This is a genomic window from Geodermatophilus normandii, assembly GCF_003182485.1.
In the GTDB taxonomy this organism is placed as follows: domain Bacteria; phylum Actinomycetota; class Actinomycetes; order Mycobacteriales; family Geodermatophilaceae; genus Geodermatophilus; species Geodermatophilus normandii.
Genome location: NZ_QGTX01000001.1, coordinates 182,404 through 195,043 on the forward strand (window position 1 = coordinate 182,404; position 12,640 = coordinate 195,043).

General features: G+C 75.8%; 13 protein-coding genes, 1 other RNA gene and 2 pseudogenes. 7 read left to right on the forward strand and 9 right to left on the reverse strand.

Annotation, left to right across the window (positions count from 1 at the left end; genetic code table 11):
• Positions 1–33 precede the first annotated feature (33 nt).
• Complete coding sequence (locus tag JD79_RS22360) at positions 34–210, reverse strand: hypothetical protein (protein ID WP_170149066.1); 177 nt, start codon at positions 208–210, stop codon at positions 34–36.
• Here JD79_RS22360 and JD79_RS00965 point away from each other — a divergent pair.
• Positions 209–712: a YybH family protein gene (locus JD79_RS00965; RefSeq protein ID WP_110004027.1), complete on the forward strand. Its 504-nt coding sequence runs from the start codon at positions 209–211 to the stop codon at positions 710–712. The genes JD79_RS22360 and JD79_RS00965 overlap by 2 nt on opposite strands.
• A gap of 12 nt (positions 713–724) precedes the next feature.
• Here the strand turns inward: JD79_RS00965 and JD79_RS00970 are convergent, their stop codons facing one another.
• Positions 725–1,582, reverse strand: coding sequence for an NAD(P)H-binding protein (locus JD79_RS00970; RefSeq protein WP_110004028.1), 858 nt, complete (start codon positions 1,580–1,582; stop codon positions 725–727).
• On the opposite strand from JD79_RS00970, the gene JD79_RS24370 reads away from it, so the two are divergent.
• From JD79_RS24370 to JD79_RS01005, 6 genes and pseudogenes are all read left to right on the forward strand, one after another.
• Positions 1,581–2,051 carry a winged helix-turn-helix transcriptional regulator gene (locus JD79_RS24370; protein WP_211307810.1) on the forward strand — a complete coding sequence of 157 codons (471 nt, stop codon included), beginning with the start codon at positions 1,581–1,583 and terminating at the stop codon, positions 2,049–2,051. The genes JD79_RS00970 and JD79_RS24370 overlap by 2 nt on opposite strands.
• Positions 2,052–2,072: 21 nt before the next feature.
• Positions 2,073–3,503, forward strand: a complete 1,431-nt coding sequence (locus JD79_RS00980; RefSeq protein ID WP_170149068.1) for a thioredoxin family protein — start codon at positions 2,073–2,075, stop codon at positions 3,501–3,503.
• A pseudogene (locus JD79_RS24105) lies at positions 3,503–4,021 on the forward strand (UGSC family (seleno)protein). The gene JD79_RS00980 and the pseudogene JD79_RS24105 overlap by 1 nt, the downstream one beginning before the upstream one ends.
• Positions 4,022–4,161: 140 nt before the next feature.
• Positions 4,162–5,295 (forward strand): VldE C-terminal domain-containing protein, encoded by a 1,134-nt coding sequence (locus JD79_RS00995; RefSeq protein ID WP_146220356.1) that lies wholly within the window; start codon positions 4,162–4,164, stop codon positions 5,293–5,295.
• 43 nt (positions 5,296–5,338) lie between these two features.
• Positions 5,339–5,539 (forward strand): annotated as a pseudogene (locus JD79_RS01000) (Lrp/AsnC ligand binding domain-containing protein); the annotation flags it as partial.
• Positions 5,540–5,566: 27 nt separating this feature from the next.
• A complete protein-coding gene (locus tag JD79_RS01005; protein WP_110004032.1) occupies positions 5,567–6,136 on the forward strand; it encodes a DinB family protein in 570 nt (189 codons plus the stop codon).
• Between the two features lie 61 nt (positions 6,137–6,197).
• On the opposite strand, the gene ssrA is transcribed toward JD79_RS01005, so the two are convergent.
• The 7 genes from ssrA to JD79_RS01040 form a co-directional block, all read right to left on the reverse strand.
• Positions 6,198–6,571: a transfer-messenger RNA gene (gene ssrA / locus JD79_RS01010) on the reverse strand.
• A gap of 100 nt (positions 6,572–6,671) precedes the next feature.
• Complete coding sequence (locus tag JD79_RS01015) at positions 6,672–7,817, reverse strand: magnesium and cobalt transport protein CorA (protein WP_110004033.1); 1,146 nt, start codon at positions 7,815–7,817, stop codon at positions 6,672–6,674.
• Between the two features lie 273 nt (positions 7,818–8,090).
• Entirely contained in the window at positions 8,091–9,704 is a 1,614-nt protein-coding gene (locus JD79_RS01020) for an SLC13 family permease (RefSeq protein ID WP_110004034.1), read from the reverse strand.
• A gap of 45 nt (positions 9,705–9,749) precedes the next feature.
• On the reverse strand, positions 9,750–10,283 hold the full coding sequence (locus JD79_RS01025; RefSeq protein WP_211307811.1) for a carboxymuconolactone decarboxylase family protein: 534 nt from the start codon (positions 10,281–10,283) through the stop codon (positions 9,750–9,752).
• Complete coding sequence (locus JD79_RS01030; protein ID WP_211307812.1) at positions 10,280–11,158, reverse strand: SCO6745 family protein; 879 nt, start codon at positions 11,156–11,158, stop codon at positions 10,280–10,282. Before JD79_RS01030 ends, JD79_RS01025 begins: the two co-directional genes overlap by 4 nt.
• Before the next feature lie 9 nt (positions 11,159–11,167).
• Positions 11,168–11,626, reverse strand: coding sequence for a GNAT family N-acetyltransferase (locus tag JD79_RS01035; RefSeq protein ID WP_170149069.1), 459 nt, complete (start codon positions 11,624–11,626; stop codon positions 11,168–11,170).
• Positions 11,623–12,636 (reverse strand): GNAT family N-acetyltransferase, encoded by a 1,014-nt coding sequence (locus tag JD79_RS01040; RefSeq protein ID WP_110004036.1) that lies wholly within the window; start codon positions 12,634–12,636, stop codon positions 11,623–11,625. The genes JD79_RS01035 and JD79_RS01040 overlap by 4 nt, the downstream gene beginning before the upstream one ends.
• Positions 12,637–12,640 lie beyond the last annotated feature (4 nt).

Here is a 12,640-nt window from a genome sequence, read left to right on the forward strand (position 1 = left end):
AGGCTCAACGACCCCGGCCGGGCCGGGACACGGTCAGGCCGGGAGCGCGGCGAGGTCCTCGACGAGCCGGGCGTCGGCCAGCACGAGGTCGGTGGCGGTGGTGTGCCAGCCGGCCACCAGCAGCAGCGGCCACGGGCGCTCGTCGTCGGCCGAGGCGGTGGCCGCGACCAGCCCGGCCTGCGCCACGGCGCGGCACGCGAGGGGGTTCATGCCCTCGGGATCGGCACCGGCACCGGAGGAGTCGCGCCGGACGGCGCACCTCACCCCGAGGGACGAGATCGGCGGTCCCGCGGGGTCTGCCCCGCGTGGACGAGGACGGGTACGTCGTGCGCGGGGTCCTCCAGGCGTGGGCCACCGCCGTCCGGCACGCCGACGTCGACGCGGTGACGGCCGCTCGACCCGGCCCCGTCCCGGGTCCCGCCCTGAGCCTGCGAAGGGTGGGGAGGACGGGGTCCTCACACGGTGGCGGCTGTTCTGGGACGCGCAGGGCGAGGGCCTCTTCGACGTCTCGGACCTGACCGTGGTCGCCGGGGACGACGTCGCCTTCGCCCACGGCCTGCTGCGGATCGGCGCGGCCGGCACCGAGGGCTTCCGGGTGCGGCTCACCGTCGGGCTGCGCCGGGTGGAGGGGCGCTGGCTGACCACCCACGAGCACCACTCGCTGCCCACGGAGGGGGAGGCCCCCTCCGCGGGCCCCGCGCGTCGTCGGTGAGCCGCCCCCGGCTCAGCCCCGGGCGGCGCGCACGGCGTCGGCGAGCGGGGCCACCGGCCGGCCGAGCAGGGCGGCGAGGTCGGCGTCGCCGGTGTCGAGCTCGCCGCGGGCGATCGAGGTGTCGATCCCGGCGACGAAGCCGGCGGTGCCGGCGTCGAGGCCGACGCCCCGCAGTGTCGCGACGAGCTCCTCGGCGGGGAGGTCGCGGTAGCGGACGGCCGTCCCGGTGACCTCGGTGACGGCGTCGGCGAGGTCGGCGAGGGTCACGCCGGGGCCGCCGAGCTCGCGGACGACGGGGCCCTCGTCGTCGGCCAGCAGCGCGGCCGCGGCGGCGACGGCGTAGTCGGCGCGCGGGGCGACCGAGACCCGGCCGTCGGCCGCCGCGCCGACGATCTCGCCGGTGGCGAGGTACTCGTCGATCCGGGAGGTGTAGTTCTCGAGGTACCAGCTGTTGCGCAGGACCGTCGCCGGGACGCCGGAGCCGCGCAGCACCTCCTCGGTCTCCCGGTGCTCGGGGGCCAGCGGGTTGCTGGTCGTGTCGGCGTGCGCGATCGAGGTGTAGACGATCCGCTGGACGCCGGCCGCGGCCGCCGCCTCGACCACCGCGGTGTGCTGGGGGACCCGCTGCCCGGCCTCGCTGCCGGAGACGAGCAGCAGCCGGTCGACGCCGGCCAGCGCGGCGGGGAGGGTCTCGGGCCGCGAGTAGTCGCCGTGGCGCACCTGCACGCCGCGACCGGCCAGGTCGGCGGCGGCCTCGGGGCGGCGGACGACGGCGACGACGTCGGACGCGGGGACGCCGCGGTCGAGCAGTTCCTCGACGGCGCGGCGGCCGAGGAGCCCGGTGGCTCCGGTGACGGCGTACGTGGTCATGCGGGCACTCCCTCTGACGGTGACTGGACCGAGGGCGCCAACCAGGGGAGAGCACCTGCCATTCCGTCCGCGGTCGCACGCTCCGCCCCGTGACCGGCCCGTCGCCCGCGCTCGTCAGGGACGTGTTCGCGCGCGACTGCACCTCGCGCTCGGCGTCCGGGGACGTCACCGCCCGGTGGGCGTCACTGGCCCTGCCGGCGACGCGCTGCGCCGCCGCGTGGAGGGGGTGAGCGAGAAGACGCTGTCGCAGACCCTCCGGTCCCTGGAGCGCGACGGCCCGGTCACCCGCGACGTCGTCACGGCCATCCCGCCGGGGGTCGAGTACGCGCTCACCCGGGGCAGCGGGTGGCCGCCCGGCTGCGCGACCTCGCCGACGTGCTGGAGGACACCGTCCCCGAGGTCGAGCGGGCCCGCGCGGGACACCGCCCCCGCTGGGCCTCCCGCTCCCCCGCGGGCACGCGTCCGTTGACACGCGTGCCATGGTCGAGCGGTGGCGCTCGTGCCGGACGGACTCGTGGCGGTCGTCAAGCGCGACTGTCCCACCTGCGCGCTGGTCGAGCCGGTCCTGCGGCACCTGGCCGGCGCCGGCGCGCTGACCGTCGTCAGCCAGGACGACCCGTCCTTCCCCGCCGGGCTGCCGGTGACCGACGACCGCGAGCTGGAGGTCAGCTGGCGGCTGGGCATCGAGACGGTGCCCACGCTGCTGCGGATGGCCGACGGCGCGGAGACCGGCCGCGTCGAGGGCTGGCTGCGCAGCCAGTGGGAGTCCTTCACCGGCGTGCCCGGCCTCGGCGAGGGGCTGCCGGAGCACCGGCCCGGGTGCGGCTCGCGCAGCGTCGAGTGGGGCGTCGAGGAGGAGCTGGCCCGGCGGTACGGCGGCCGGGTGCTCACCGCCCGCAGGGTCGAGCTGGCCGACCTGGAGGACGACGTCGAGGCGCTGTTCGACCGCGGCTGGACCGACGGCCTGCCCTGCGTGCCGCCCACCGAGGAGCGGGTGCTGCGGATGCTCGGCGGCACCCGCCGGGCACCCGGCGAGGTGGTCGCCGTCGTCCCGCCGGACCTGGTCGAGTGCACGGTGGAGAAGGTCGCGGTCAACGCCGTCCTGGCCGGCTGCCTGCCCGAGCACCTGCCGGTGGTGCTGGCCGCCGTCGAGGCCGCCTGCCGCGACGAGTTCGCGCTGCACGGCGTCCTGGCCACCACCTGGTCGGCCGGACCGGTGCTGGTCGTCGACGGTCCGGTCACCGCGCGGCTGCGGATGAACTCCGGCATCAACGCGCTCGGCCAGGGCAACCGCGCCAACGCCACGATCGGCCGCGCGCTGCAGCTCGTCGTCCGCAACGTCGGCGGCGGGCGCCCGGGCGAGGTCGACCGCGCGACCCTCGGCAACCCGGGCAAGGTCGGCTGGTGCTTCGCCGAGGCCGACGACGGCCTGCGCCCCTTCCCCCCGCTGGCCGAGGCGCGCGGCGTCCCCGGGTCGGCGCTCACCGTCTTCGCGGGCGCGGGGCTGACGCCGTTCCTCGACCAGGCCAGCCGGACGCCGGAGTCGCTGGCCCGCACGCTCGCCCTCGTCCTGCGCACCGTCGGCCACCCGAAGGCCGCGCTCGGCATGGACGCCCTCGTCGTCCTCGGCCCCGAGCACGGCCGGGTGTTCCGGGAGGCCGGCTGGGGCCGGGAGCGGCTGCTCGAGGAGCTCGAGCCGCTGCTGCAGATGCAGCCCGACGAGCTGCGGCGCGGCGCCCTGGGCATCACCGAGGGCATGCCCGACGCGCTGCTCGACCGGCCGCTGCCCAAGTTCCGCCCCGGCGGGCTGCTGTTCGCCTACGCCGGCGGCCCGGCCGGCATGTTCTCGGCGGTCATCGGCGGCTGGGCCAGCGGCGCGACCGGCAGCTCGCCGGTCACCGTCCCGATCGAGGAGGCGTGATGGCACGGGTGCTGCTCGACCCGACGTCGGAGCGACGGCCGGCGGAGCGGGCGCTGACCCCGCGGCCGGCGTCCCTGCAGGGCCGGACGGTCGGCCTGCTCGACATCTCCAAGAGCCGCGGCGACGTCGTCGTCGAGGAACTGGAGGCGCTGCTGCACGCCGACGGCGTCCGCACGCTGCGCTACCGCAAGCCCACCTTCGCCCGGCCGGCCCCGGTGGACCTGCGACACGAGATCGCCACCCAGTGCGAGGTGGTCATCGAGGCGCTGGCCGACTAGGGCTCCTGCACGTCGTGCAGTGTGCACGACATCGCCGACCTCGAGGCCCGGGGCGTGGTGGGGGTCTTCCTCGCCTCCGCCGAGTTCGCCGACGCCGCCACCGCCCAGGCGCGGGCGCTGGGCCTCGCGGTGCCGCACGTGCTGGTCCCGCACCCCGTCCAGGACCGCACCGACGACGAGCTGCGCCGGCTCGCCCGCGACGCCTACGCCGCCGTCCTCGCCGCCGTGACCCGGAGCTGACGCCCCGGGCCCGCGCGTGGCGGGTGCGGGCGGTACCGCCACGCCGGACGGCCGGGAGCCGGGCGCACGAGGGGGTGGACCGCCGTGGTGCCGCCCTCCTGGGATGGGCCGGCCGGACTCCCGAGACCGTGGAGGACGCCGTGCGTCCGATCCCGCTCCCCCGCCGCCGCGTCCTGGGCACCGCCGTCGCCGCCGGCCTGACGACGACGCTGCTGCTCGCGCTCCCCGCCTCCGCCGCTGCCGCCGGCCCCACGGCCCCGGTCGCCGCACCGGCCACCGTCGAGGAGCCCGCCCCCTACGTCGGCCAGGCGATCTGCGACCCCGGGGCCAAGCCCGGCACGGTCGCGCTCGCGGAGCTGCTGGTCGACCACTACGGCACCGGCAGCGTCGGCATCTCCCGCGACTGCTCCGTCGGCGGGGCCAGCGAGCACAAGGAGGGGCGCGCCCTCGACTGGATGCTCGACGCCGGGGACCCGGCCGAGCGGGCCGTCGCCGAGGACGCCCTGGCGTGGCTGGCCGGGGCCGGGCCGGACGGGGAGCCGGCCTACGCGGCCCGGCGGCTCGGCGTCATGTACGTCATCTGGGACCGGGAGATCTGGTCACCGAGCCGGGGCTGGCGGCCGTACAGGGGGGCCAGCCCGCACACCGACCACGTCCACGTCTCACTGTCGTGGGCCGGCGCGATGGGCGCCACCTCGTGGTGGACCGGCGTGGCGGTCCGGGTGGACACCGGCCCGTGCACCCCCGACCCGGGACCCGGCGACCTGCCGCCGTGCGCGCCCGGCGCGGAGCAGCCGGCACCGAGCACCGCCGCCGCGGCCGAGCCGCAGGAGGGGTCCGGCGTGCCCGACGGCGACGCGGAGGCCGGCGCCCTGGCCGAGCTCGCGGCCCTGCGGGAGGACTCCCTCGCCCGGCTGGAGACCGACGGCCGCTGGGTGGCCCAGCTCGCGTCCAAGGACGTCGGCATCACCGATCCGCTGCAGACCGCGCAGAACGGGACGCACGTGTTCCAGGCGGTCGACGTCCTCGCCGAGAGCCGCGCGGCGCTGGCGACGGTGACCGACCCGGCCGCGGTGTCGGTGCTGCACGGCACCGACTTCGGCCGGCACTCCACCGCGGCCGACGGTGATCCGTACTGGATCACCGTGGTCGACGCCGGGTTCGGCAGCCGGGCCGACGTCGAGGACTGGTGCGCCGCCACCTATCCCCAGCTGGACGGCGGTGAGCTGACCAACGCCTGCGTGCCCCGGCGGCTCACGCCGCCGCACGGCTGACCGGCGGCCTCCCCGGGACGACGCCGGGGACCACCGGCGCACCGTCGAGGAGTTCGAGGAGGCCGTCCTGGCCTTCGACGAGGTGGTCGAGGTCCGGCGGCTGTTCGGCGTGCCGGACCACTTCCTGCACGTGGCGGTCGCCGACGCCGAGGCGTTCGAGGCGTTCCAGGTGTCGAAGCCCATCGGCCCGCCGGCCGTGGCCCGGGCCGTCTCGCACCGGACGGTGCGGCTGCTCAAGGGCTGACCGGAGGGGCCGCCTAGGGTCGCCGCCATGACGGATCCGGACGTGCAGGGCTGGACGGGCCCCCCGCCGACGGGCGACGAGACCGCGACGCTGCTCGGCTCCCTGGAGCGCCAGCGCGCCACCTTCGCGTGGAAGACCGGCGGCCTGGACGCGGCCGGCCTGCGCGCGACGGTCGGCGCGTCGTCGCTCACCCTGGGCGGGCTGCTCAAGCACCTGGCGTTCGTCGAGGCCCTCACGTTCTCCACCAAGTTCCTCGGCCGCAGCCCGGGCGCCCCGTGGGAGACGGTCGACTGGGACGCCGACCCCGACTGGGTGTGGCGCACGGCCGCCGACGACCCGCCCGAGCGGCTGCGCGCCCTGTGGCGGGACGCGGTGACCCGTTCCCGGGCCGTCGTCGCGGAGGCCCTGGACGACGGCGGCCTGGACCGGCTGGGCTCGGGGTGGCCCGACGGGGAGGTGGCCAGCCTGCGCCGGCTGCTGGTCGACCTCGTCGAGGAGTACGCCCGGCACGTCGGCCACGCCGACCTCATCCGCGAGTCGGTGGACGGCCTCGTCGGGGAGGACCCGCCGGCCGGACGTCCCCCCGCCGGGACCTGAGGGCACGGGACGACGGAGCGCCCCGGACCGTGGGTCCGGGGCGCTCCGTCGTCGTGCCGAGGGGTGGAGGTGGCGGGAATCGAACCCGCGTCCTGCGACGCATCACCAGGGCTTCTCCGAGCGCAGTCCGCTGCGTCTCTGCTCGGCCCTCCCGATCTCACGAACGAGTCGGGATGACGGGCCCAGTCACTGTTTGGTGTCCCGTGCACGCCCGCGACCGGCGCACACGGTCAGTCATCTAGCTGATGCCAGGATCCGGGCCGATGACGAACCCGGGCTGACAGAGTCGCCTCGCTACTTAGGCAGCGAGGGCGAACTCGCGCTGACTGGAGTCGGCGCTTGTGTTGTTTCCGACGCGTGGTTAACGAGCTCATCGTCGGCTTCCTCGGCTCGCTTCCCCTGGTCACCCGACCGCAGTCGAGACCATTCACCCCCTGTGCAGTTGTGCATGCAGGATAACGCCCACGCGCGCGGGATGTTCCGGCCCCGCGCAGGGGCCCGCCGCGAGCCTGCGGGTGGCGGGGGCAGCGGGGTCCTAGATCCAGTCGCGGCGCTTGAAGACGGCGTAGAGCGTCAGGCTCACGCCGAGCATCAGCACGAGCGCGAACGGATAGCCCAGGTGCCACGACAGCTCGGGCATGTCCTCGAAGTTCATCCCGTAGACCGTGCCCACCAGGGTCGGTGCGAACAGGATGGCCGCCCACGCGGAGATCTTCTTGACCTCCTCGCCCTGCGCGATCGAGGCCACGGTCAGCTCGCGGATCTCGTCGTTCTGCCGCTGCGCCACCAGGGTCGCGTTCACCGTGAGGATGTCGCGTAGCTGCAGCCGGAAGGCCTCGATGCGCTCGTTGACCTGCGTGACGTGGTCGGCGACGTCGCGCAGGTAGCTGCGCAGGTCCTCGTCGACGCCGTACTTGTCGAACCCGGCGGTGATCGCCGCGAGGATCCCGGTCAGCGGCTGCGCGGCGCGCTGGAACTCCAGGACCTCCTGCGACAGCTCGTAGATGCGCCGGGAGACGCCGGGGTCACCGCGGAAGACCTCGGTCTCGATCTCGTCGATGTCGTTGGCCAGGCCCGCGACCACCGGCGAGTACCCGTCGACGACGGCGTCGAGGATCGCGTACAGCACCGCCTCGCTGCCCTTGGCCAGCAGCGCCGGCTCGCTCTCCAGGCGCCGCCGCACGCGGGCGAGGTCGGGGGACTCCGAGTGGCGCACGGTGATCGCGAACTGCCGCCCGAGGAACAGGTGCAGCTCGCCGAACTCGACCTCCTCGGCCGCGTCGAGGTACCGCGCGGCCTTGAGGACGACGAACAGCGTGTCGCCGTAGCGCTCGAACTTCGGCCGCTGGTGGGCCTGGATGGCGTCCTCGACGGCGAGCTCGGGCAGGTCGTACTGCTCGGCCATCTCCCCCAGCTCGGCGGGCTCGGGCCGGTAGAGGCCCAGCCACACCAGCCGGTCGTCGAAGCCCTCGGTGAGCCAGTCGTGGCTCTCCTCGGCCGACCCCGGGGTCGCGATGCGCCGGCCGCCCGCGTAGACGGCGTTGTCGACCAGACGCGAGACGCGCTCCGGCTGCGGCGGCTCGGGCGGGGGCGGAGGAGCCACCGGCCGCAGGACCTGCGGGCGGGGCCGGCGCCCGAGGGTGGACAGGGCGGTGAGGGGCGCGAGGCGACGGTCGGCCATGACGGGCTCCCGGGGACGCTGGGTGACGGGACTCAGCGGAGGCCCTCCACGCACCGGCACCCGGCGCGCACGGCGGCCGGTACTAGGCGGGGAGGACCTCGGGACTGGGACTGGGCGGTTCGCTGCGCACGCGCTCGCCCTCCCTCCCGTCGACCGGCGCCCGGCGTCCTGCGGGCCGTCGTCCATCGTGACACGCCGGGTCGCCCGTGGCCCGCCCCGAGGGGATGACTTCCCTCTCCGTTCACCCGCCTGCCACCGCGGGACCCGCGGGGGTCAGACGTTCAGCACGAGCTCGATCATCAGCGGGAGCAGGACGACGATCAGCAGGGCGCCGAGCACGTCGAAGGAGATCCCCGAGCGGATCATCTTCGTGATGGGCACGACGCCGGAGCCGTAGACGATCGCGTTCTGCGGCGTCGACACCGGCAGCATGAAGCCGAAGGACGCCGCGAACGTCGCCGCCAGCGCCGGCACGAACGGGTTGATCCCGGCGGCCACCGCCACGGGGATGACGATCGGGACGACGACCGCCGCGGACGCGGTGTTGCTCGTGGTCTCGGAGATGACGATCGCCAGGATCACGGCGAACACCGTGATGGCGATCGTGCTGGTCAGCCCGAGGGTGTCGGCCGAGCTGGTGCCGATGGTCTCGGCCAGGCCGGTGTCGGCCAGCAGCGACCCGAAGATGATCCCGGTGCCGAAGAGCAGGATCGTGCCCCAGTCGATCGTCGCGGCGTCGGACCAGTTGAGGGTGAACTCCCGCCGCCCCCAGTCGGTGGGCAGCAGGAACAGCAGCGCGGCCCCGAGGACGGCGATGATGCCCTCGTCCATCCGGTCGCTGATCGTCGTGTAGAGGTCGGACTCGGTGCCGGCGGTCAGCGCGATGACGCCGGGGAAGATCCAGCACGCGACGGTGATCCCGAAGGCGACGAGGGTGTTCCTCTCCGCCCGGGTGACGGGGCCGAGCTGGGCGCGCTCCTGCTGGACGTACTCGTGGACGCCCTCGATCCGCCGGATCTCCGGCCGGTTGAGCAGCAGCAGGACGAACGCCAGCGCCACGAACATGAGCGCGCAGATCGGCAGCGCCATGAGCATCCAGTCGAGGAACCCGATCCGCTCCCCCGTCGCCTCCTCGATCAGCCCGCGGCCGATCAGGTTCGGCGGCGTGCCCACCGGGGTGAGCAGCCCCCCGACGCTCGCGCCGTAGGCCAGCATGAGCATCAGGGCGACGCCGACCTTCAGCCGCAGCGGGTCGAAGTCCGGCTCGACCATCCCCTTGTCCTGCATCAGCTTGGCGATCACCGACAGGATGCCGATCGCCGTGGGCAGCAGCATCGCCACGGTCGCGGTGTTGGAGACGAACGCCGACAGCAGGCAGGTGATCAGGCCGAACGCGATGACCACCCGCGCGGTGGAGGCGCCGACCCAGCGCATCGACAGGATGGTCATGGCGAACCGCCGGGCCACGCCGTGCTTGAGCATCGCGGCGGCCAGGATGAAGGCGCCGATGAAGGTGAACACCGTCGTCGAGCCCAGCGGGCCCACCGCGTCGTCGGCGGGGACGACGCCGAGCACGACGATGGCGCCGACGCCGATCAGCCCCCCGACCGGGATGGGCACGGGCTCGGTGATCCACAGGACGATGACGCCGAGCAGGACGGCGGCGAGCAGGTGCTGGGCGCGCGGCAGGTCGATCGGCAGCAGGGCGAAGACGATCGTCACGGCCGGGGCCAGGAACAGCCCGACGGTCCGGCGGCCCCTCTCGAAGCGCTCCTCGGCCGGGCTGAGCTCCTGCTCGCCCAGGCTCCGGTACGTGGCCGAGCCACGGAAGGCGGCGTCGACGTCGGTGCGCTGACCGGAGCGTCCCGGTCGGTCGAGAATGCTCATGGCGACTCCCCGGAAGGTGTGACGCACACCATAGGGAGCCGGAGGTCAGCCCGGAACCTCTCCGTCCGGCGGCGGCACCTCCATCGCCACGAGGAAGCGGGCGACCATCGCGTAGCCGCCCACCAGCACGGTGAGCTCGACGACCTGGCGGTCGTCGAGGTGCTCGCGCACCGCGGCGAAGACCGGGTCGGGGACGGCGACGGCGCGGGCCGAGGCGTCGGTGAAGGCGAGGACCGCGGCCTGCGCCGGCGTCCACACCGGCTCGGCGGTCGGGTCGCCGGCGCGCAGCACCCGCAGGTGCAGGTCGGTGAGCCCGGCGCGGCGGCCGACCGGCTCGTGCGCGGCCCACTCGAAGGCCGCGCCGCAGAGGACGGCCACCCGCAGGACCACCAGCTCGCGCAGGTCGGCCGGCAGCGTCGTGCTCCCCCGCAGCGCGCCGAGCAGGGCGTTCCAGCCCTCGGCCACCGGCGGGCTGTGCAGCAGCAGCCGGTCCAGCGCCGTCAGGACGCCGCCGCGCCGGGCGCGCAGCAGGTCGGCGGTCGGTCCCTCGTCGGGCCCCTCGGGCAGGCGGGGGCTCACCGGCCGGCGAAGACCCCGGCCGGGTACGCCCCGTGGGCGACGAGGGTCGCCGACAGCCGCTTGCCCAGCTCGACGACCCGCGCCGTCCGCTCCGGGCCCAGGTGCGCCCAGGGTGCGGTGGCCAGCGCGTCGGTCTCCGTCTCGAGGTCGGCGCGCAGCCGCTGCCCGGCCTCGGTGAGCCGGTCGCCGTCGAGCAGGCCACGCTCGGCCAGGCGGGCCGCGGCGGCGTCCCACTCCTCGTCGCTCCAGCCGCGGGTGGCCTTGGCCGAGGCCGGCAGGAAGCCGCGACCGGTCGCCGTGTGGCTGACCAGCGCCTCCAGCCCCGACAGCCCGGCCCGCACCAGGACGGCGACGTGCCCGTCCCCGCGCCACTCGCGCAGCAGCGAGGCGGCGTGCCACAGCCGGGAGACCGGGTCCTCGGGCCAGGGCAGGTCGGCGTGCCCGGCGTACAGCGGCCGGCCCTCGGCGGTCAGCACGGTGCAGGCCTCGACGAGCAGGTCGGTCAGCTCGGCGACCTCGGGCGCGGCCGCGGCCTCCTCGCCGCCGAGCAGCCGGGTGAGCGAGGCGCGGGCGGAGGCGAACCGGGCGGTGACCACCTGCTCCGGCGAGGCCAGCGTCCACGCGCGCGGGAGGTGCCGGCCCACGATCGCCGGGGAGAAGTTGGAGAAGGTCGCCGTCACCACGCCCGGGCCGACGGCGCCCATCGGCGCGGCGCGGCCGGCGAAGTAGACCATCCGCCCCGGCCGCAGGCCCACCGCCGTCAGGTGCTGCTCGGTCTCCGGCACGAAGTAGACGTGGTTGTGCAGCGGCTCGACGGCGCGGTGCGCGCGGCCGACGGGGGCCGGGTCGAGGACGGGCTGATCGGCGCTGACCATGGGACGACCCTAGCCAGCGGCCGGGACCACCGTCCGCCGGTACAGCAGGTAGGCGCCGTCCTCCCCCGCCGGCACGAACCCCGCCGCCTCGTAGAGGGCGCGGGCCGGGTTGTCGCGGTGCACGCCGAGGCGCACCTCCGCGTACCCGGCCGCCGCGGCCCGCCGCGCGCACTCCTCGAGCAGCCGACGTCCCAGGCCGCGGCGGCGGGAGGCGGGGAGCACCTGCACGGTCACCACCAGCGCGGCACCGCCGTCGGGCGTCCACATGACGAACCCGGCCGGCTCACCGTCGGCCTCCAGCACGGTGGTGCGGGCCAGGTTCGCCCGCCACAGCGCCCGGTTCCGCTCGAGCGCTGCGGTCCAGGCGGACTCCTGGCCGGGCTCGACGTCGCGGACGTACGCGCGCTCGGCCTCCTCGACCAGGGGCAGGTCGGCCCCGGTCGCCGGGCGTGTGGCCAGGCGCGTCACCCGGCGACCGGCGGGACGGGGAATGCCCAGGAGTGGTGGGTGCGGGCCACGCGGAAGCCCACCCGCTCGTAGAGCGCGAACGCGCCGGTGGTGTTCTCCGTGTCGACGTCGAGCGCGGCGCGGCGGCACCCGTCGGCCGCGGCGGCGGTCAGCGCCGCGGCGATCGCCGCGCCGGCGACCCCTCGCCCGCGGAAGGCGGACAGCACGCCGATCTGGCCGAGGTGCACCGTGGTCACGCCGGTGGCGCGGGTGTCGGCGTCGTACACGTAGCCGAGCGCGTACCCGGCGACCGCACCGTCGGCCAGCGCCAGCACCGACAGGTCGGGCCGGAACGCCCTCACGCCGGTGAACCAGGTGCGCCAGGCGGTCTCGTCGCGCTCGGTGGAGCCGTGGTGCTCGGTGAACGAGGCGTTGTGCGCGCGGCGGACCTCGTCGTCGCGGTCCCAGGTGAAGGGCACCAGCTCGAGGCCGGCGGGGGCGACGGCGGTGGGCACGTCGTCGAGCGGGCGCTCCATCGAGGCGAACAGCCGCTCGACCTCGAAGCCGGCGCGCCGGACCAGCCGCTCCAGCGACGTCATCGCCGGCCAGACGCTGGTGACGAGCCGGCCGGGCAGCCCGGGCGGCGCGAACTGCGCGTGCTGCTCGGTGCCCCGGCGGACCTGCCAGTCCAGCAGCGCCCGGCCGATGCCGCGCCCGCGCTGGTCGGGGTGCACCCGGCCCTCGGACCAGACGCGCAGCGCCTCGCGGCCGCCGCGCTGGGAGATCGACGTCGCCCAGGCCACCAGCCGCCCGTCCGCGGTGAGCACCGCCCGGCCGTCGCGCGGGAGGTCGACCAGCTCGCGACCCCACCACTCGGCCAGGTCGGCGGCGTCCTCGTGCTCGCCGGTGTCGTCGACGGCCTCGGCCGCCTCCAGCAGCCCGGCGGCGGCTCCGGCGTCGTCGAGGGTGAGCGGGCGGGCGGTCAGGCCCTCGGGCAGGCCGGTCAGGTCGGCGGAGAGCACGTCGGACACGAGC

Excerpts from the sequence above, each read along its gene's own strand:
- JD79_RS01030 (WP_211307812.1), bottom strand. The coding sequence starts at position 11,158 with ATGGTCAGCGCCGATCAGCCCGTCCTCGACCCGGCCCCCGTCGGCCGC.
- JD79_RS22360 (WP_170149066.1), bottom strand. The coding sequence starts at position 210 with ATGAACCCCCTCGCGTGCCGCGCCGTGGCGCAGGCCGGGCTGGTCGCG.
- JD79_RS01005 (WP_110004032.1), top strand. The coding sequence starts at position 5,567 with ATGACGGATCCGGACGTGCAGGGCTGGACGGGCCCCCCGCCGACGGGC.
- JD79_RS00965 (WP_110004027.1), top strand. The coding sequence starts at position 209 with ATGCCCTCGGGATCGGCACCGGCACCGGAGGAGTCGCGCCGGACGGCG.
- JD79_RS24370 (WP_211307810.1), top strand. The coding sequence starts at position 1,581 with ATGCGGGCACTCCCTCTGACGGTGACTGGACCGAGGGCGCCAACCAGG.
- JD79_RS01015 (WP_110004033.1), bottom strand. The coding sequence starts at position 7,817 with ATGGCCGACCGTCGCCTCGCGCCCCTCACCGCCCTGTCCACCCTCGGG.
- JD79_RS01020 (WP_110004034.1), bottom strand. The coding sequence starts at position 9,704 with ATGAGCATTCTCGACCGACCGGGACGCTCCGGTCAGCGCACCGACGTC.
- JD79_RS00970 (WP_110004028.1), bottom strand. The coding sequence starts at position 1,582 with ATGACCACGTACGCCGTCACCGGAGCCACCGGGCTCCTCGGCCGCCGC.